Annotated in this window: 21 protein-coding genes; 17 read left to right on the top strand and 4 right to left on the bottom strand. The window is 64.7% G+C overall.

Features of this window, described 5'->3' with window-relative positions; genetic code table 11:
- The first annotated feature begins 8 nt into the window (after nucleotides 1-8).
- Entirely contained in the window at nucleotides 9-902 is an 894-nt protein-coding gene (gene hemF / locus R2C4_RS14130; protein ID WP_141891137.1) for an oxygen-dependent coproporphyrinogen oxidase, read from the top strand.
- Between the two features lie 177 nt (nucleotides 903-1,079).
- Nucleotides 1,080-1,895, top strand: coding sequence for a glycoside hydrolase family 25 protein (locus R2C4_RS14125; protein WP_141891136.1), 816 nt, complete (start codon nucleotides 1,080-1,082; stop codon nucleotides 1,893-1,895).
- A gap of 130 nt (nucleotides 1,896-2,025) precedes the next feature.
- Here the strand turns inward: R2C4_RS14125 and hemC are convergent, their stop codons facing one another.
- The gene (hemC, locus tag R2C4_RS14120; RefSeq protein ID WP_141891135.1) at nucleotides 2,026-2,985 is read right to left on the bottom strand and encodes a hydroxymethylbilane synthase; all 960 of its coding nucleotides are present in this window, start codon (nucleotides 2,983-2,985) and stop codon (nucleotides 2,026-2,028) included.
- A gap of 198 nt (nucleotides 2,986-3,183) precedes the next feature.
- Here hemC and hemE point away from each other — a divergent pair, with 198 nt between their 5' ends.
- Nucleotides 3,184-4,218 (top strand): uroporphyrinogen decarboxylase, encoded by a 1,035-nt coding sequence (gene hemE / locus R2C4_RS14115; RefSeq protein WP_141891134.1) that lies wholly within the window; start codon nucleotides 3,184-3,186, stop codon nucleotides 4,216-4,218.
- A 114-nt stretch (nucleotides 4,219-4,332) separates the two neighbouring features.
- Nucleotides 4,333-4,470 (top strand): hypothetical protein, encoded by a 138-nt coding sequence (locus R2C4_RS21260; protein WP_008554039.1) that lies wholly within the window; start codon nucleotides 4,333-4,335, stop codon nucleotides 4,468-4,470.
- Nucleotides 4,471-4,472: 2 nt separating this feature from the next.
- Here R2C4_RS21260 and R2C4_RS14110 read toward each other — a convergent pair whose 3' ends face one another.
- Nucleotides 4,473-5,558 (bottom strand): CaiB/BaiF CoA transferase family protein, encoded by a 1,086-nt coding sequence (locus R2C4_RS14110; protein WP_141891133.1) that lies wholly within the window; start codon nucleotides 5,556-5,558, stop codon nucleotides 4,473-4,475.
- A gap of 46 nt (nucleotides 5,559-5,604) precedes the next feature.
- Nucleotides 5,605-6,465 carry a helix-turn-helix domain-containing protein gene (locus R2C4_RS14105; RefSeq protein ID WP_141891132.1) on the bottom strand — a complete coding sequence of 287 codons (861 nt, stop codon included), beginning with the start codon at nucleotides 6,463-6,465 and terminating at the stop codon, nucleotides 5,605-5,607.
- A 104-nt stretch (nucleotides 6,466-6,569) separates the two neighbouring features.
- On the opposite strand from R2C4_RS14105, the gene pobA reads away from it, so the two are divergent.
- Nucleotides 6,570-7,751 (top strand): 4-hydroxybenzoate 3-monooxygenase, encoded by a 1,182-nt coding sequence (pobA, locus tag R2C4_RS14100; RefSeq protein ID WP_141891131.1) that lies wholly within the window; start codon nucleotides 6,570-6,572, stop codon nucleotides 7,749-7,751.
- 90 nt (nucleotides 7,752-7,841) lie between these two features.
- The gene (locus tag R2C4_RS14095; protein WP_141891130.1) at nucleotides 7,842-8,702 is read left to right on the top strand and encodes a crotonase/enoyl-CoA hydratase family protein; all 861 of its coding nucleotides are present in this window, start codon (nucleotides 7,842-7,844) and stop codon (nucleotides 8,700-8,702) included.
- Nucleotides 8,703-8,906: 204 nt separating this feature from the next.
- On the opposite strand, the gene R2C4_RS14090 is transcribed toward R2C4_RS14095, so the two are convergent.
- Entirely contained in the window at nucleotides 8,907-9,581 is a 675-nt protein-coding gene (locus R2C4_RS14090; RefSeq protein WP_141891129.1) for an NAD(P)-dependent oxidoreductase, read from the bottom strand.
- A gap of 201 nt (nucleotides 9,582-9,782) precedes the next feature.
- Between R2C4_RS14090 and R2C4_RS14085 the strand changes: the two genes are divergently transcribed.
- From R2C4_RS14085 to R2C4_RS14040, 11 genes are all read left to right on the top strand, one after another.
- A complete protein-coding gene (locus R2C4_RS14085) occupies nucleotides 9,783-10,304 on the top strand; it encodes an SRPBCC family protein (protein ID WP_141891128.1) in 522 nt (173 codons plus the stop codon).
- 122 nt (nucleotides 10,305-10,426) lie between these two features.
- Complete coding sequence (locus R2C4_RS14080) at nucleotides 10,427-11,386, top strand: ABC transporter ATP-binding protein (RefSeq protein WP_141891127.1); 960 nt, start codon at nucleotides 10,427-10,429, stop codon at nucleotides 11,384-11,386.
- Nucleotides 11,383-12,144: an ABC transporter permease gene (locus R2C4_RS14075; protein ID WP_027244650.1), complete on the top strand. Its 762-nt coding sequence runs from the start codon at nucleotides 11,383-11,385 to the stop codon at nucleotides 12,142-12,144. Before R2C4_RS14080 ends, R2C4_RS14075 begins: the two co-directional genes overlap by 4 nt.
- 207 nt (nucleotides 12,145-12,351) lie before the next feature.
- Nucleotides 12,352-13,149 carry a S49 family peptidase gene (locus R2C4_RS14070; RefSeq protein WP_141891126.1) on the top strand — a complete coding sequence of 266 codons (798 nt, stop codon included), beginning with the start codon at nucleotides 12,352-12,354 and terminating at the stop codon, nucleotides 13,147-13,149.
- Between the two features lies 1 nt (nucleotide 13,150).
- Entirely contained in the window at nucleotides 13,151-13,324 is a 174-nt protein-coding gene (locus R2C4_RS21255; protein ID WP_058285119.1) for a hypothetical protein, read from the top strand.
- Nucleotides 13,321-14,283 carry a calcium/sodium antiporter gene (locus R2C4_RS14065; protein ID WP_141891125.1) on the top strand — a complete coding sequence of 321 codons (963 nt, stop codon included), beginning with the start codon at nucleotides 13,321-13,323 and terminating at the stop codon, nucleotides 14,281-14,283. The genes R2C4_RS21255 and R2C4_RS14065 overlap by 4 nt, the downstream gene beginning before the upstream one ends.
- A 31-nt stretch (nucleotides 14,284-14,314) precedes the next feature.
- On the top strand, nucleotides 14,315-15,091 hold the full coding sequence (locus tag R2C4_RS14060) for an SDR family oxidoreductase (protein ID WP_058285121.1): 777 nt from the start codon (nucleotides 14,315-14,317) through the stop codon (nucleotides 15,089-15,091).
- 299 nt (nucleotides 15,092-15,390) lie between these two features.
- Nucleotides 15,391-17,292, top strand: coding sequence for an excinuclease ABC subunit UvrC (gene uvrC, locus R2C4_RS14055; RefSeq protein WP_414671958.1), 1,902 nt, complete (start codon nucleotides 15,391-15,393; stop codon nucleotides 17,290-17,292).
- Nucleotides 17,293-17,429: 137 nt separating this feature from the next.
- Nucleotides 17,430-18,101, top strand: a complete 672-nt coding sequence (pgsA, locus tag R2C4_RS14050) for a CDP-diacylglycerol--glycerol-3-phosphate 3-phosphatidyltransferase (RefSeq protein ID WP_008554844.1) — start codon at nucleotides 17,430-17,432, stop codon at nucleotides 18,099-18,101.
- Nucleotides 18,101-18,346: a molybdopterin converting factor subunit 1 gene (moaD, locus tag R2C4_RS14045; RefSeq protein ID WP_141891124.1), complete on the top strand. Its 246-nt coding sequence runs from the start codon at nucleotides 18,101-18,103 to the stop codon at nucleotides 18,344-18,346. The genes pgsA and moaD overlap by 1 nt, the downstream gene beginning before the upstream one ends.
- A 4-nt stretch (nucleotides 18,347-18,350) precedes the next feature.
- A complete protein-coding gene (locus R2C4_RS14040) occupies nucleotides 18,351-18,797 on the top strand; it encodes a molybdenum cofactor biosynthesis protein MoaE (RefSeq protein WP_141891123.1) in 447 nt (148 codons plus the stop codon).
- Nucleotides 18,798-18,927 lie beyond the last annotated feature (130 nt).

The raw sequence follows: 18,927 nt of genomic DNA, 5'->3' as shown, positions 1-18,927 counted from the left end.
GATTTGGCATGACCGCAGAGATGATCGAGGAAAAAACCCGGGCCGCCGCCTGGTTCCGCCAGTTGCGCGACGAGATTGTTGCGGCGTTCGAGGGGCTGGAGGACAGCCACAGCGAAGGCCCGTTTGCGGAGATGGCGCCGGGCCGGTTCGAGGTGACGCAGACCAAGCGCACCTCAGACGACGGCTCTGATGCCGGCGGCGGACTGATGAGCGTAATGCGCGGCGGCCGGGTGTTCGAGAAAGTCGGCGTCAACATCTCCGAAGTCTACGGCACCCTGGGCGACCGCGCGCAAGCCGCCATGGCGGCGCGCAAGGGCATTCCGGGCATGAAAGACGACCCGCGGTTCTGGGCCTCGGGCATCTCGCTGGTCGCCCATATGCGCAACCCGCATGTGCCGGCCGTGCACATGAACACCCGCATGTTCTGGACCCCGCACGCCTGGTGGTTCGGCGGCGGCTCGGACCTTAACCCTTGCATCGAATACGGCGAGGACACCGCGCATTTCCACGCCACACAAAAACAGCACTTGGACCCGCATGGTGAAGACCAGTACCCGCGGCTCAAGGCGTGGGCGGACGAGTATTTCTATATTCCTCACCGCAAACGCGCCCGCGGGGTGGGCGGCATCTTCATGGATGACCAGAACTCCGGCGATTGGGTCGCGGATTTTGCCCTGACTCAGGACATCGGCCGCGCCTTCCTGCCGGCCTTTGTGCCGCTGGTTGAAAAACGCCGGGTGCAGGACTTCGATGAGGCCGCCAAGGACGCCCAGCTGATTCACCGCGGTCTCTACGCCGAATACAACCTGGTCTATGACCGCGGCACCAAGTTCGGGCTGGAAACCGGCCATGATGCCAATGCGGTGCTGATGAGCCTGCCGCCGCTGGCCAAATGGGTCTGACCCTGCCGCACCCGTGACACCGCCAGCGCGCCGCCCCCACAGCGGCGCGTTTTCCTTTGGCGGATTTTTGCTGACAACCTTTCCGGGCGCGCGACTTTGCGCCTGGCTGCGCTAGAGTGGGACAGAACAGGCAAAGACAACAGCAGTATTCAAAGGTTGAGGCAGGGAGCACATCACATGCGCAGACTGGTTCTGGGGGTATTGGCGCTGGCATTGGCAGCAGGCTGCGGCAGGGCGCCGGACAGGGAGGTGAGCGCGCCGCAGGTCACCCGGACCGAGCCTGCCAATGCGCGGCTGGCAGGATTGTCCACCTATCCCCGCTTTGGCGACCGCGACCCGCACGATTGGGACGGGCGCACGCCCTGGTCCTACCCGGTGCATGGCATCGACGTCTCGCGCTATCAGGGGGATATCGACTGGCTCAAGGTGCGCCGCTCCGGCGTGTCTTTTGCCTATATCAAGGCGACTGAGGGCGGTGATCACACCGACGCCAAGTTCCGCGACAACTGGCGCGGGGCGGGCGCCGCGGGGCTGAAGCGCGGCGCCTATCACTATTATTACTTCTGCCGCCCGGCGGCAGAGCAGGCCCGCTGGTTCATCCGCCACGTGCCGAAAGACCCGAACGCGCTGCCGCCGGTGCTGGACATGGAATGGAACCACCGCTCCCGCACCTGCCGGACGCGGCCGGACGGCGCAACCGTGCGGGCGGAGGCGCGCAAGTTCCTGAACATTCTGGAACGCCACTACGGCAAGCGCCCGGTGGTCTATACGACAGTGGATTTCTACCGCGACACCGGCATCGGGCAGCTCGGCGGCACCGAATTCTGGCTGCGCTCCGTCGCGGGCCATCCGCAAAAGGTCTACCCGGGTGAAAGCTGGAGCTTCTGGCAGTATTCCGGCACCGGCCAGGTGCCGGGGGTGGCGGGTGATGTGGATCTCAACACCTTCGGCGGCAGCCCGCAAAGCTGGCTGAGGTGGTCGGGGCAGATCTAGCGGAGACTGAAAGGGTGCTTTGCCCCCTCGCGCCATCGGCGCTCACCCCCAGGATATTTTCAGCCAGATGAAGAGAGGATCCTTAATTCATCTGGTTCCAAATATCCCGGAGCGCGAGGCAGAGCCTCGCTCAGGACTTCCAGTCAAAGAAGCCCTTGCCGGCCTTCTCCAAGAGCTTTGCCGCCATTTCCCGGCCCAGTTCCGCACCGTCTTCGACCGGGCAGGTCTGATCATCGCTGATGGATTCCGAGCCATCGGGACGCAGCACCTCGCCGCGCAGGCGCAGGGTGGAGCCATGCAACTCGGCAAGGCCTGCTATCGGAGTCTCGCAGGAGCCGTCGAGCGCCGCCAGGAAGGCCCGTTCCGCCGCCAGCCGCAAACCGGTCTCGCCGTCATGGATTGCCGCCAGCATCTCCGCCGCGCGGCCGTCAGCCGCGCGCCTCTCTATGCCAATGGCGCCCTGCGCCACCGCGGGCAGCATGTCGCCGGTCTCGATCGGATTGGCAGGCACATCCGCCATCGCCAGACGGTTGAGGCCGGCCATCGCCAGGAAAGTGCAGTCCGCCACGCCCTCGGACAGCTTGCGCAGGCGGGTCTGCACGTTGCCGCGGAACTCCACCACGTTCAGGTCGGGTCGGCGGTTCAGCAGTTGCGCCCGGCGGCGCAGCGACGAGGTGCCGACCACCGCGCCCTCGGCCAGTTCATGCAGCGATGTCAGCGCTGGAGAGATGAAGGCATCGCGCACATCCTCGCGCGGCAGATAGGTGTCCAGCGCCAGCCCCTCAGGCTGGGCCACCGGCATGTCCTTCATCGAATGCACCGCAATGTCGATGGCGCCCGACAGCAGATCCTCTTCGATCTCCTTGGTGAACAGCCCCTTGCCGCCCAGCTCCTTCAGCGGCTTGTCCGCCGCGATCAGCGCCTGATTATCGCCGGTGGTCTTGATCACCACGATCTCAAACGCTTCCAGCGGCAGATCGAAGGCAGCGGCGAGGCGCGCACGGGTCTCATACGCCTGGGCCAGCGCCAGCGGCGATCCGCGGGTGCCGATTTTCAGGGGCGAAGCGGGGGAGGGCAGGGTCAGTGTCATGGAAGAAGCCATAAATCAGTTTGCGGCCCGGTGGAAACCGGTTTTTGCGCATCTCCCACGGGCATCGCGCGCGGGCTTTGATATAGGACAAAGCGCAAAGGGCCAGTGCGCGGCAGATCGCCCCTGCTCTTGACATTCGCCCCCGCAGGCGTGACCTCAGAGGGCGACCTATGTGGGCGAAAGATAGCGAGGAAAATCATGGCCGGACAAAAGAAGCTGCTGCGCGCACTGGCGGGTGAAAAACAGGATGTGCCGCCGATCTGGATGATGCGCCAGGCGGGCCGCTACCTGCCGGAATACCGCGCCACACGGGCCGAGGCCGGGGATTTCCTGTCGCTCTGCTATAACTCTGACCTCGCCGCTGAGGTGACTTTGCAGCCGATCCGCCGTTACGGTTTTGATGCGGCCATCCTGTTTGCCGACATCCTGCTGATCCCGCAGGCTTTGGGTGCTGACCTGTGGTTCGTGACCGGCGAAGGCCCGCGGCTATCCACCATCACGACGGAGGCAGACTTCGCCAAGCTGGGCCCTGCGTCCGATATCCACGAGACGCTGAACCCGATCTATGAAACGGTCCGCATCCTGTCGCGCGAACTGCCGTCCGAGACCACGCTGATCGGCTTTGCCGGTGCGCCCTGGACCGTGGCGACCTATATGATCGCGGGCCGCGGCACGCCGGATCAGGGGCCTGCCCACGCTTTGCGCGAAGAAAACACTGCCCTGTTCGAGGCGCTGCTGGCACGGATCACAGAGGCGACCATCGACTATCTCTCCAAGCAGATCGAGGCGGGCGCCGAGGTGGTGAAGATCTTCGACAGCTGGGCCGGCTCGCTGAAAGGCGCGGACTTCGACAAATACGCGCTGGAGCCCTGCCGCCAGATCACCGCGGCGCTGAAGGAACGCCACCCGGGCATCCCCGTCATCGGCTTCCCGCGCGAGGCGGGTGAGAAATACGTGGGTTTCGCAAAGGCAACCGGTGTGGATTGCGTGGCACTCGATAACTCGGTGGATCCGGAATGGGCCGCCGCCAATGTGCAGGTGGACGGCTGCGTGCAGGGCAACCTGGCCTCCCGCCACATGGTGACAGGCGGGCAGGATCTTGTGGATGACACCCGCCGCATTGTCGAGGCGTTCAAGAACGGCCCGCATATCTTCAACCTGGGCCACGGCATCACGCCGGACGCGGACCCGGACAATGTGCAGCTGATGATCGACACGGTCAGGGGCGGCTGACCTGCTGCGCGCTGCCCGGCCTTGTGCCGGGTGGCTGTTTCAGGCATCAGCGCAGAACGACGCGCCGCGAAAGAGGACATAACGGTGGATTACGGTAAATCTGGAGCACCCAAAATGGGCAAGAATAAACCTCGTCACGCCGAACATAACGCCAAGGGCACCAAGAAGAACCCCTTTGGCAAGCAGGCGGACAAGACTGAGCTGCTTAAGCGGATGAAAGCTGCCGCCGAAAAGGCCAAGAAAGAAGACTGACCCTATTTCCGGCCCAGCTCCGCCAGGATTTCCCTTGTGTGCTGGCCGCGATGCGGGATTTCCGGCGGCACCCACTCTGGCTGGCCGGAAAACCGCGGGGCAGGGGCGGCTTGCAGCACGCCTTGGTCTTCGACCCAGGTGCCGCGGGCGTTCATCGCATGCGCCTGGGCCTCCTCCGGGTTCAGCACCGGGGCGACGCAGGCATCGCTCCCGTCGAACAGCGCCTCCCAGTGATCGCGCGGCTGGCTGGCAAAGATTCCCGCAAGGCGGCCGGTCAAGGCTGGCCAGAGCGCCTTGTTGAACTGCTGCTGGAACTCCGCTTCCTCCGCCAGCCCCAGCTTCTCCAGAAACAGCGCATAGAACTTCGGCTCCAGGCATTGCACCGAGACATAGCCGCCGCCGGCGCAGGCATAGGTGCGGCTCCAATGCGGCCCGTCGAGCAGATTTGCTCCACGTGTGACGCCGAAGTTCCCGGCCTGGCGGATGCTCATCAAGAGGTTCATCATATGCGCCGAGCCGTCATAGATCGCGGCATCGACAACGCAGCCCTCGCCGGTGGACTTGGCCTTGAGAATACCCGCCAGCATCCCTGCCACCAGATACATCGCGCCGCCGCCGATATCGCCGACCAGTGTGGCGGGCGTCAGTGGCACGTCACCAGGGTTTGAGGCATACCAAAGCGCACCCGACAGCGAGATGTAATTGAGGTCATGCCCCGCCGCATGCGCCAGAGGGCTGTCCTGGCCCCAGCCGGTCATGCGGCCATAGACCAGGGCCGGGTTGACCGCGTGGCACTCTGCCGGCCCCAGGCCCAAACGCTCCATCACACCGGGGCGGAATCCTTCGATCAGCCCATGTGCGGTTTCGGCAAGTTTCAGGAAGGTTTCGGCGTCCTCGGGTGCCTTCAGGTCCAGCGTAATCGACCGCTTTCCCCGGTCCAGCAGCGAGTTGTCTGGCATCCCCGGTGTACGCCCGGTGTACGGCCGGTGCACGCAGATCACCTCCGCCCCGAGGTCGGCCAGTGTCATCGCGGCAAAGGGGCCGGGGCCCAGTCCCTCGACCTCCAGAATGCGGATCCCCTGCAGCATTTGCGTTCCCCTTGCGATGTCTTTGCAAAGGCCAGTCTGCTCCGGCTCAGCCGCTTCCGGCAAGCTGCTGGCGGAATTTCCGTGGCGGCATTCCGGTGCCCTTGGCAAAGACGCGGCTGAAATGGGCGGGGTCGTTGAAGCCCAGTTCATAGCCGATCTGCGCCGCGGTCATGTTTGTGTAGATAAGCAGCCGCCGCGCCTCCCGCAGCACCCGGGCGCCGACCAGCGCCGAGGCCGGCTGGCCCGTGGCCTGATGGGCGATCCGGTTCAGATGGGTCGCTGACACCGCCAGTTCATCCGCGTAGTCCGCCAGCGGCCGGCGCAGGCGGAAATCGCGCTCGACCAGCGCTTCAAACCGGGCAAACAGCGTGCCGGTCTGGGATTGCACACTGGGTTCCTGCCCGGCCGCCGCGGCGCGGGCGGCCAGCGCGGTGAGACTGAGTGCCAGCCCGCGCAGCATCTGCGCCCGCCCGAACGCCTTGGCGCGGTATTCATGGAACAGCCGTTCCGCCAAGTCCTGCATCCCCTCTGGCAGCGGCAGCACGGCAGGCAGGTCCAGCGGCGCGCGGATCCCCTCACCCGGAGCCAGGTTCTGGTCCAGCAGATCGGAGGTCAGGGTGATCACCCAGCCGCCGGTGCCATTGCCAAACCGGAAGCCATGCACCACGCCGCGGGGCACATTGATCAGGCAGGGCGGGGCCAGGTTAGGTCTGTTTCCGTCAAGATCCGCCTCTCCCCCGCCGCTGGTCAGCACCAGCAGCTGATGCAGCCTGGCGTGCCGGTGTGGCCGCAATTCCCAGTCATGCAGCTCTGATCGGGCGCGAATCGTCTCGACATGCAGCACATCGGCCAATTCGGCGGTCTCGCCGAACAGGTTGTAGCTGTCGATGCGGGCTGAGGAATGCATGTGCGAAATATACAAGAGATGGCACGGTTGGTCCATTCGCAATCAGGTGCGCCCGGCGCATAATCCCCCTTGCACGAATATACCGAACGATCAGGGGAGCGCGCATGTCCACGCATCAGACGCAGGTTGTTATCATTGGCGGCGGGCCGTCCGGGCTGCTGCTGTCGCAGCTTTTGCACCGCAAGGGGATCAGCTCCATCGTGCTGGAAAAGCGCACCCGCGCCCATGTGCTGGGCCGGATCCGGGCGGGCGTGCTGGAGCATGGTTTCGTCAACCTGATGCGCGAGGCGGGTTGCGGCGCGCGGATGGACCGGGAGGGCGAGATCCACGAAGGCTTCCACATCGCCCATCAGGGGCAGCTGGACCGGATCGACCTGGCGAAGCACACCGGCGGCGACACGGTGATGGTCTACGGCCAGACCGAAGTGACCCGCGACCTGTATGAAGCGCGCGATGCGATGAGCGGTGTCGTGATCCACGAAGCGCAGAACGTGCAGCCTCATGCGCTGACCGAGGCGCGCCCCTTTGTGACCTGGGAGCAGGACGGCGAGGCGCAGCGGGCCGAGTGCGATTTCATCGTCGGCGCCGACGGCTTTCACGGGGTCAGCCGCAAGTCGATTCCCTCGGATGTGCTGAAGGAATACGAGAAGGTCTATCCCTTTGGCTGGCTTGGGGTTTTGTCGGAAACGCCTCCGGTCTCTGAGGAGCTGATCTATGCCCGGCATGAGCGCGGCTTTGCCCTGTGTTCGCTGCGCAGCCGGGTGCTGAGCCGGTACTACATCCAGGTGCCGCTCACGGACCGGGTGGAGGACTGGAGCGATGCGGCGTTCTGGCAAGAGCTGAAGCGCCGGTTGCCGGATGAGGTTGCGGCTGGCCTGCAGACCGGTCCGTCGATCGAGAAATCCATCGCACCCCTGCGCAGTTTCGTGGCGGAGCCGATGCGCTATGGCAACCTGTTCCTGGCAGGCGACGCCGCCCACATCGTGCCGCCCACCGGTGCCAAGGGGCTGAACCTGGCCGCCTCGGACATCTATTACCTCTATCACGGGTTCTTGGATCACTATCTGAAAGGCGACAGCGCCGGGCTGGACGACTATTCGGAAAAGGCGCTGGCGCGGGTTTGGAAGGCGGAGCGCTTCAGCTGGTGGATGACAAACCTGCTGCACCGGGCGCCGGAGGGCAGCGAGACCGACCTGCGGCTGCAGCGTGCAGATCTGGACTACCTGTTCTCCTCGGATGCGGCGCAGGCGTCGCTGGCCGAAAATTACGTCGGGTTGCCGTACTAGGCGCCGCAGCTGGGCAGGCTGACGCTGCGTCGGCCCGTCTATGCGGGGGGCGCGGCCTGTGATCTCCTTTGCGCAGCGGAGGAGGAGCCCATGTCCACGGTACTGTACGAGAAAGACGGCCGGATCGCGCGGATCACGCTGAACCGGCCAGACGTGATGAATGCCATCAATGACGAAATGCCGCGGGATCTGGCCGCGGCGGTGGCGCAGGCGGATGCGGACCCGCAGGTGCATGTGATGATCCTGTCCGGCGCGGGTAAAGGGTTTTGCGCGGGCTATGATCTGACCTATTACGCCGAGGGCAACGGCAGCGGCGAGGTGACCCAGCCGATGCCTTGGGACCCCATCAAGGATTACCGCTTCATGCGGGAGAACACCCAGGCCTTCATGTCCCTGTGGCGGGCGGCCAAGCCGGTGATCTGCAAGGTGCACGGCTTTGCGGTGGCGGGCGGGTCGGACATCGCGCTGTGCGCGGACCTGACGTTCATGGCGGAGGATGCGGAGATCGGCTACATGCCCGCACGTGTCTGGGGCTGTCCGACCACGGCGATGTGGGTCTACCGTCTGGGCGCGGAGCGGGCCAAGCGGATGCTGTTCACCGGCGACCGGATCAGCGGCAGGGGGGCGGCGGAGATGGGGCTGGTGCTGCAGGCTGTGCCGGCGGAGCAGCTGGACGATGCGGTCGAGGAGATGGCGGCGCGGATGGCCTCGGTGCCCATCAATCAGCTGGCAATGCAGAAACTGGTGATCAACCAGGCGATTGAGCAGACCGGGCTGATGCAGACCCAGCGGCTGGCCACGGTCTTTGACGGGATCAGCCGCCATTCGCCCGAGGGGCTGAACTTCAAGGCGAGAGCGGAGGAGGCGGGCTGGAAGCAAGCGGTGCAGGAGCGGGATCAGGGCACTTTCGACTGGACAGCCAATGAGACGCTCCCCAAGCGCAACCGCTGACCGGAGCAAGGCGGGAGGGCTCCCGCGCCTGTGCCATGCATCGCAGATGCAAGGCAAAGCCTTGGGCATGGCGCCGCGCTGACGCGCGGCGCCGGGGCGTTTGGGGCACGGTAACGCTTCGTGTGACAGGGCAGCGCATGCGCTGCTGCGCGGCCGCAGCGCGCAAGGCGCGCTGCCCGGCCCAACGCCGGCCAAGGCCCGGCGTCAGCCGGCCGCCAGGGCGGGGGCGGGAGCGCCCCAGGCGACGGTCAGCCTTTGCCGGCTGCCGCGCGGGTGCTCCGCCAGATCCAGCAGAGCCGCACCGAAATCCGCAAAGGAGATCTGCGAAGCGCCATCCGCATCCGTTACCAGCGTATCGGTGCCGAACCGGTAGCGGCCGGTCTGCGGGCCTTCCGTCAGCAGCGCAGGCGGGCGCAGGCAGGTCCATTCTGTCTCGGTCTCCGCCTCCAGCAGCGCGTCCTGCGCGGCGCAGGCCTCGGCAATCGGGCGGACGCTTTCCGGGAGGAAACCCGGCGCGCTCAGCACTGTGTAGCCGCTGCCGTCGGCCAGCTTCAATGTCGCGGCACCGCCGGTCACCAGCACCGGAATGCCGGCCAGCCGGGCCGCATCAAGCGCGGCACGGGTCAGCGGCACCAGATCGGCTTCCCGCCCCGCGAGCGGCCGCAGGGCACTGATCACTAGGTCGTGTCCCCGGGCGGTCTCTGCCGCTGCCTGGGGGTCCGCCATCAAGTCCAAGGGCTGCGGGGTGACCAGGGGGCTGAGACCCGCCAGCGCCTGCGGCTGCCGGGACACCGCCGTCACTTGATGGCCGCGCGCTACCGCGGCCCTCAGGGCTGCGCTGCCTGCATCGCCGGTTGCGCCAAAGAGGATGATTCTCATGGGTGGGTCCTTTCATTTATCTTGACGTGAAGATAGTTCACAATAAATCTTGACGTCAAGATGAATTTCAAGATTTCCTGCGGCGGTCCCTTGCCCCGGGGTACCCGCCGCCGCCCTCTGGGCCACTGCGGACTTGGCAGGGCGGAGCCGGGCGGCTAGGTCTTGGGGAGCCAACGACACAGCGCCAGGGAGGCCCAGCCCATGCAGATGAGTGACCAGAAGGAAATCGCCGCCGATCCGGCAACCGTCTACGCGGCGCTGCTGACGCCTGAGGTGCTGCAAGCCTGCGTGCCCGGCGCGCAGGACGTGACGGGCACACCCGAGGAGGGGTTCCAGGCCACGGTCACCCAGAAGGTCGGCCCGGTCAAAGCCACCTTTAAGGGGCAGGTGACCCTGTCGGACCTGGTTGAAAACGAGAAACTGACCATCAGCGGCGAGGGCAAGGGCGGGGCGGCCGGCTTTGCCAAGGGCGGCGCCATCGTGACCCTGGCGCCATCGGGCTCCGGCACGCTGCTGTCCTATGATGTCGAAGCCAAGGTCGGCGGCAAGCTGGCGCAGCTGGGCAGCCGGATCATCGACGGCTTTGCCAAGAAGATGGCGGACCAGTTCTTTGCCAACCTGCAGGCGCATCTGGCGCCGGAGGCCGCGGCAGACGACGGCGGCGATGCCCCGGAGGACGGCGAAAAGAAGGGCTGGTTCAGCAAGGTGACCGGCCGCGGCTGAGCCTGCCCGGAACTCTGCGCAAGCGCACAGGCCAATCTGCGGCCCGATGTGCGGCACGGGGCTGGCAGACGCGGCACACCGCCGCTAGGGTAGCCGGGATCTGAGACCATCCCGGAGGCATCATGGCGGCCATCCTGTCCATCCGCGATCTGCGCAAAATGTACGATGGCGGTTTCGAGGCGCTGAAAGGCGTCTCGCTCGATATCGAAGAGGGCGAAATCCTGGCCCTGCTCGGCCCCAACGGCGCGGGCAAGACAACCCTGATTTCAACCGTTTGCGGCATCACCACTGCGACCTCGGGCAGCATCAGGGTGGGCGGTTTCGACAACGTCTCCCAGTTCCGCGCAGCCAGGGCGCTGATCGGGCTGGTGCCGCAGGAGATCACCCTGGAGCCCTTCACCAAGGTGCTCGACACGGTCACATTCTCGCGCGGCCTGTTCGGCAAGCCCGCCAATGCGGAACTGATCGGGAGCATTCTGCGCAAGCTGTCGCTGTGGGAGAAGCGCGACAGCCGCATCATGGACCTGTCAGGCGGCATGAAGCGGCGGGTGCTGATCGCCAAGGCGCTGGCGCATGAGCCGCGCATCCTGTTCCTGGATGAACCCACCGCCGGAGTGGACGTCGAACTGCGCAAGGACATGTGGGAAATCGTGCGCGAACTGAAGGCCGGCGGCGTTACCATCATTCTGACCACCCATTATATTGAGGAGGCAGAGGCCATCGCCGACCGGGTGGGGGTGATCACGGGCGGCGAGCTGCTGCTGGTCGAAGCGAAGGAGCAGCTGATGGCGCGGATGGGCCAGAAACAGCTGGAAGTGCAATTGGCCAAGCCGGTCGAGGCGGTTCCGGAGGCGCTGTCGCAGCACAACCTGCAGCTGGTCAACGGCGGCGGCGGGCTGCTTTACACCTATGACACAAGGGCGGAACGGACCGGCATCACCACGCTGCTGAATGATGTGGCGCAGGCCGGTCTGGTGCTGTCGGATGTGCAGACGCGCGAATCCAGCCTGGAAGACATTTTTGTCGGCCTCGTTTCGACGGGCGGGGATTCGAAGGGCGCAGCCGAGGGGGACGCGGCATGAACTGGACAGCGGTTGCCACCATCTACAAGGCTGAAATGGCGCGGTTCTGGCGCACCTTTCTGCAAAGCTTCATCTCGCCGGTGCTGTCCACCTCGCTCTATTTCGTGGTGTTCGGCAGCGCCATCGGCAGCCGCATCCAGGAGGTCGACGGGGTCGAATACGGTGCCTTCATCGTGCCGGGACTGGTGATGCTGTCGGTGATCACACAGAGCATATCCAATGCCTCCTTCGGGATCTATTTCCCGAAATTCATCGGCAATATCTATGAAATCCTGTCGGCGCCGATCAACTTCCTGGAGGTGGTCGCGGGCTTTGCCGGGGCGGCAGCGACCAAGTCGCTGTTCATCGGCGTGGTGATCCTGTGCACCGCCTCGCTGTTTGTGGACCTCCCGATCCAGCATCCCGTTGCAATGGTCGCCTTCCTGGTGCTGACTTGCCTCAGCTTTTCGCTGATGGGGTTCATCATCGGCATCTGGGCCGGGAATTTCGAGCAGCTGCAGCTGGTGCCGCTGCTGGTAGTGACGCCGCTGGTGTTCCTAGGCGGGTCGTTCTACTCGATCTCCATGCTGCCGCCGGTGTGGCAGACCATCACCCTGTTCAACCCGGTGGTTTATCTGGTGTCGGGCTTCCGCTGGGCGTTCTTCGGTCAGGCGGATGTGCCGGTGCTGCTGAGCCTGTGTGCCATTGGCGGCTTTACCCTGGCCTGCATGGCAGTAATCTGGTGGATCTTCAAAACCGGCTGGCGCATCCGGGCCTGATCGGGGGCCGGAAGCAGGGCGGGACGGCCGCAATTGCAAGCTGCTGTTCTGCCCGGCGGGAGCCTCCTCCGCAGTCGTCGGAACCCATTTTCCCAGCTCAAATCAGCGTTGCATTTATGCCCGTGGAGGCGGCGGTTTTTGCGTTTCGCGGGAAAACCCCGGGGGGTGCATCTTGTTTCACCCCGGGCGGCCCTCTACATCGGCGCCATGAGAATTCACCTGCCTTTCCTGAAAAGACAGCCGCTGGTGGCGGTGGTGCGCCTCAACGGCGCCATTGGCATGCCGGGGCGCGGTTCGCTCAGCGATGCCGCCCTGGCCCCGGTGCTGGAGCGCGCCTTCCGCAAGGGCAAGCCGGCCGCCGTCGCGCTTGAAATCAACTCCCCCGGCGGCTCGCCGGTGCAAAGCTCGCTGATCGGTGCCCGCATCCGCCTCCTGGCGGAGGAACTGGGCATCCCGGTCTATGCTTTTGTCGAGGACGTTGCGGCCTCCGGCGGCTACTGGCTGGCCGCCGCTGCGGATGAGATCTGGGCCGACGCCAGCTCGGTGCTGGGCTCGGTCGGGGTGATCTCCGCCGGGTTCGGCGCCCATGTGCTGCTGGCCCGCCAGGGTGTGGAGCGCAGGGTTTACACCGCGGGCGAAAGCAAATCCATGCTGGATCCGTTTCGTCCGGAAAATCCCGAGGACGTGCAGCGCCTCAAGGTGATCCTGAACGACATCCACGCCAATTTCATCGACCACGTCACAGAACGGCGCGGCGCCAAGCTGAAGAACGATGAAAATCTGTTCACCGGCGAGATCTGGCTGGCGCGCAGAGCTGAAGAGCTGGGCCTGATCGACGGTATCGGCCACCTCAAACCCAAGATGCAGGAGCGGTTCGGCGAGAAGGTCCGCTTCCGCCGCTACGGCCTGAAGAAGCCGTTCTGGAGCCGGTTCGGCATGCGGGTTGCCCAGGACGCGCTGGCCGGGATCGAGGAACGTGCCGAATACGCGCGTTTCGGGCTCTGACGTGCTGTTCAAGATCGTTGCCCTCTTTCTGGTGGTGATGGCTGTGCTTGCGATGTTCGGCAAGCTGCGGTTTCCCGGCCAGAAGCACATCAATTCCAGGCGCTGCCCGGCCTGCGGCCGCTTCCGGATCGGCAAGGGGCCGTGCGCCTGTAAAAAAGGAGATCGTGGCAAATGATGCCATGGCTGTATTCGGCGCTTGGTTTGGTGATCCTGCTGCTGGCGGGCGATGCGCTGGTGCGCGGCGCGGTAAACCTCAGCCTGCGGCTGGGGGTGCCTGCGCTGATCGTCAGCCTGACCATCGTTGCCTTTGGCACCTCGGCGCCGGAATTGCTGATTGCCGTCAGTGCAGTGCATGAAGGCGCAGACGGCATCGCGATGGGCAATGTGGTCGGGTCCAACACCGCCAATATCCTGCTGGTGCTTGGCATCCCCGCGCTGTTGCGGGCGCTGCACACCAGCGAATGCAGCACCCGCAGGAACTATGTCTTCATGCTGGGCGCATCGGTGCTGTTTATCGGTCTGGCTTTCAGCGGTACCTTCACGGTCTGGTCCGGCCTGATCCTGCTGACCGCACTGGCCGGGGTGCTGGGTGTAGCTTTCCGCGATGCCCGCAAACACCGCCGCAATGGCAAAGGCAATGGCTGCGCCACGGATGCGGACTTGGAAGAGATCGAAGAGGCCGACCCAGACATGCCGTATTGGCGTGTCGGAATTTACCTGCTGCTGGGCCTGATCGGCCTGCCGCTGGGCGCCGACCTGCTGGTGGACAACGCCTCGATCATCGCGCGTCTTTACGGGATCAGCGAAACCGTGATCGGCCTGACGCTGGTGGCGGTGGGCACCTCGCTGCCGGAACTGGCCACAACCACAATGGCGGCGATGCGCCGCCAGGCGGATGTGGCGCTGGGCAACGTGATCGGCTCCAACATGTTCAACCTCCTGGCCATCATCGGCATTGCCACCTTTGTCGGTCCGATCAGCGTCGATCCGGAGTTCCTGCAGTTCGACCTCTGGGTGATGCTCTCGGCCTCGCTGCTGCTGATCCCCTTTGTCTTCTTCAAGCAGGACATCACCCGGACCTGGGGTGTCATTCTCAGCGCGCTCTATCTGGCTTATATGGTCGTCCTGTTCTAACTCTAGGCCGGCAGCAGCAGGGGAGGCGCAGATGCGGGCATTGGTGACAGGAGCGGGCAGGCGGCTGGGCCGGGCGATGGCCCTGGAACTGGCCGCGCGCGGCCATGACGTCGCCGTCCACTATGCAACATCCGCGCAGGATGCCGAGGAAACTGCCGTGGAAATCCGCGCACAGGGCCGCCGGGCGGCGGTGTTGCAGGCGGATCTCCTGGACGAGGCGCAGTCCCAGGCGCTGCTGCCCCGGGCGGCTGAGGCGCTGGGCGGGCCCGTCACCTGCCTGGTCAACAACGCGTCCATTTTCGAGCATGACACGCTGGCCAGCGCCACCCGGGACAGCTGGGACCGACACATGGGCAGCAACCTGCGGGCGCCTTTCGTGCTGCTGCAGGCGATGGCGGCGCAGGACGTGCCGCTGGAGACAGACGCCCGGGGCGAGCCCTGTGCCTGGGGACTGGCGGTCAACATGATCGACCAGCGGGTGCGCAAGCTGACACCGGAGTTCATGAGCTACACGCTGGCGAAATCGGCGCTGTGGACCCTGACCTGCACCGCGGCCCAGGCGCTGGCGCCGCAGATCCGCGTCAACGGCATCGGTCCGGGGCCGACGCTGCAGGGGCCGCGCCAAAGCGCGGAGCAGTTTACCCGCCAGCGCCAGGCCACGATTTTGCAGCGCGGCGCCGACCCGCAGGACATCACCGCGGCCTTGTCGTATCTACTGCAGGCCAAGGCGGTGACCGGCCAGATGATCTGTGTGGACGGCGGCCAGCACCTGGCCTGGCAAACACCCGACAGTGACGGGCTGGAGTGACGCAAACAGGGGCGAAACCATACCTTTCGCCGCAAGTTTTGCACCGGTGTGCCTGCCGTCACGGAAGCGTTACAAAAGTGCCTTTCTTTTCAGAACCTTGACAGGCTGCCTAAAAAATAAATAGTCAAATCAGCACCTTAACAATGTGCCTAAATTTTAGGCATCCGTCCGAAACCATCTCGAAATAAGGAAAAACGCGGGATAGCCCAAAGATATCTTCGTAGTTATCCACAACTTCCGTGGATTTTACCGCTCTTGATCCGGACAGGCAAACATTGCAGCCAGGAGCGGGGAATCATATGTCTGAGCACATGAACGACCAGCCTGCCGAAACATCCCCGGATTCGCCCGCCACAAAGCCCAGAACCGGCTATGCCGTGATCCAGGATTACGTGAAGACGTTGGACGCCTCGCCCGGGGTTTACCGGATGCTGGATGCGGACAGCCGGGTGCTCTATGTGGGCAAGGCGCGCAATCTCAAGGCGCGGGTGTCAAACTATACCCGCCCCGGCAACAGTCCCCGGATCGAGCGGATGATCGCGCTCACCGCCTCGATGATGTTCCTGACCACGCGGACAGAGACCGAGGCGCTGCTGCTGGAACAGAACCTGATCAAGCAGCTGAAGCCCAAGTACAACGTTCTGCTGCGCGACGACAAAAGCTTCCCGAATATTCTGGTGGCCAAGGATCACGCCTTTCCGCAGATCAAGAAGCACCGCGGCGCCCGCAAGCAGAAGGGCAGCTATTTTGGCCCTTTCGCCAGCGCCGGCGCAGTGAACCGGACATTGAACCAGCTGCAAAAGGCGTTCCTGTTGCGCAACTGCTCGGATTCGATGTTCGAAACCCGCACCCGGCCGTGCCTGCAGTACCAGATCAAGCGCTGCTCGGCGCCTTGCACCGGGCTGATTTCTGAAGCGGACTATGCCGCCAGCGTGCGCGACGCCGAGCGATTCCTGTCCGGCCGTTCCACCAAAGTGCAGGAGGAGCTGGCAGAGCAGATGATGGCCGCCTCCGAGGCGATGGAATTCGAGCGCGCCGCCGCCTTGCGCGACCGGATCAAGGCGCTGACCCAGGTGCAGTCCTCCCAAGGCATCAACCCCCGCGGCGTCGCCGAGGCCGATGTGATCGGCCTGCACATGGAGGGCGGCCAGGCCTGCGTGCAGGTGTTCTTCATCCGCGCCAACCAGAACTGGGGCAACCAGGATTTCTATCCGCGGGTGGATGCCGACAACAGCCCGGCAGAGATCATGGAGGCCTTCCTCGGCCAGTTCTATGCCAACAAGGAGCCACCGCGGCAGCTGATCCTGTCCGACGCCATCGAAAACGCCGACCTGATGGAGGCGGCGCTGAGCGGGACGGCAGGCCGCAAGGTTGAACTGCTGGTGCCTCAGCGCGGCGAAAAGACCGAACTGGTGGCCTTTGCCGTGCGCAACGCCCGCGAAAGCCTGGCCCGCCGGATGGCCGAAAGCGCCACCCAGGCCAAGCTCTTGCGCGGGCTGGCAGAGGCCTTTGGCCTCGAAGGCCCGCCGCAGCGGATCGAGGTTTACGACAACTCCCATATCCAGGGGACCAATGCCGTAGGCGGCATGATCGTGATGGGGCCGGAAGGCTTCATGAAAAACGCCTACCGCAAGTTCAATATCAAGGGGGATGACCTGGTGCCGGGCGATGACTTCGGCATGATGAAAGAGGTGCTGCATCGCCGCTTCTCGCGCCTTCTGAAAGAAGACCCGGACCGGGACAAGGGGCTGTGGCCCGATCTGCTGCTGATCGACGGCGGCGCAGGCCAGGTGTCAGCCGTGACAGAGATCATGGAGAAGCACGGCGTGCAGGACATCCCGATGGTAGGGGTGGCCAAGGGGGTCGACCGTGATCACGGCAAGGAGGAGTTCTACCGCCCTGGCGCGCCGGTCTTTGCCCTGCAGCGCAACGACCCGGTGCTTTATTTCATCCAGCGGATGCGGGATGAGGCGCACCGGTTTGCGATCGGCACCCACCGCGCCAAACGCGCCAAGGCGGTCAGTGCCACGCCCCTGGACGAAGTGCCCGGCGTTGGGGCCTCGCGCAAACGCGCTTTGCTGTCCCATTTCGGCAGCGCCAAGGCGGTAAGCCGCGCAAATCTGTCCGACCTTAAGGCGGTGGAGGGCATCTCCGAGGCGCTGGCGGAGCGCATTTATGACCACTTCCACGGCAGCGGGTGAAATAAGCCCTTGAAAACCGGACCACTCCCTTGTTCATCTGGCCGGAAATATCCCCGCCGGAGGCATCCGCCCCCAGGGGGCGGATTTTTGTCTGCCATCTGCTTTCCACACGCCAGCCAGCCGGATAATGTGCCCGCATGAAATGGACCCTGCCAAATATCCTCACCCTGCTGCGGCTTGTCGCTGCGCCCGGCCTTGCGGTGATGTTCCTTTACTTCTCGCGGCCCTATGCAGACTGGTTTGCGCTGCTTTTGTTCATCACCGCCGCGGTGACCGACTGGTTTGACGGCTATCTGGCCCGGGCCTGGAAGCAGGAAACCAAGATTGGCGCGATGCTGGATCCGATTGCCGACAAGGCGATGGTGGTGATCGCGCTGATGATTTTGGTGGGCTATTCGGCTGAGCACTGGACCCCCTGGCTGGTGCTGCCCGCGACCGTGATCTTGTTCCGCGAAGTGTTTGTCTCCGGCCTGCGCGAATATCTTGGCGACACCGCCGGCACGCTCAAGGTCACCAAACTGGCCAAGTGGAAGACCACCGCCCAGATGCTCGCTATTGCCACGCTGTTCTCGCAGGGCATCTTCGAGCATTACCTGGTGATGTCCTCCTTTGGCATGGATGATCAGATCTACAGCCAGGTCATTGCAGGCGAGCTGGAGGATCTGTTCGGACTGCGCTGGAAGGAGGCCGGGGTGTTCTGGACCGGCCGCATCGGCCTGTGGCTGCTGTGGATCGCCGCGGCGCTGACCGCGATCACCGGACTGGATTATCTGCGCAAGGCGATGCCGCATCTGAAGGAGGCGCATTGATGGACATTCTGTATTTTGCCTGGGTGCGCGAGCGTATCGGACTGCCGCGCGAGCAGGTGGAGACTTCTGCCGCCACGGTGGCGGATCTGGTCGATGAACTGCGCGCGCGGGAAGAACGCTATGCTGCCGCCTTTGCGGACCTCTCCGCCTTGCGGGTGGCGCTGGACCAGGAACTGTCGGAGTTCGACGCTCCCCTGGCTGGTGTGCGCGAGGTGGCCTTTTTCCCGCCGATGACCGGGGGCTGAGGCGATGCGGATTTCCGTCCAGGAGGCCCCGTTTGAGCTGGGCGCCGAGAGCGACGCTTTCGCCGCGGGCGTTGCGGGGGCCGGCGCGGTGGTGACCTTTACCGGCGTTGTCCGGGACGCCGATCAGGGCGGGCTTGCCGCGATGGAAATCGAGCATTACCCCGGCATGACCGAAAAAGCCCTGACCGCCATCGCGGAAGAGGCGATGAAGCGCTGGTCGCTGGCCGATGCGCTGGTGATCCACCGCCACGGCCGCCTGGCCCCTGGCGAGCGGATCATGATGGTCGCCACCGCCGCCCGGCACCGCAAGAATGCCTTTGAGGCAGCGGAATACCTGATGGACTACCTAAAATCCCGCGCGCCGTTCTGGAAGAAGGAAATCCTGGCAGGCGGCGGCTCGGACTGGGTGGCTGCCAAGGACGCCGACGAAGACGCATTGAAGCGCTGGTAGTCTGCAGAACCAAGGCGGGAGCTCCCGCCAGTTGTTCGATCATCACAGATGATCTCCACCTGTTGGGCCCGGCGCCGCGCTGACGCGCGGCGGCGGCCGCCTGCAGCAGCCGGCGGGTCAAGGAGGCCGC

The sequence above is a fragment of the Leisingera aquaemixtae genome (assembly GCF_006740765.1).
GTDB lineage: Bacteria > Pseudomonadota > Alphaproteobacteria > Rhodobacterales > Rhodobacteraceae > Leisingera > Leisingera aquaemixtae.
Note: the sequence above shows the minus strand (reverse complement) of the source record. Positions and strands in the feature narration are given on the sequence as shown.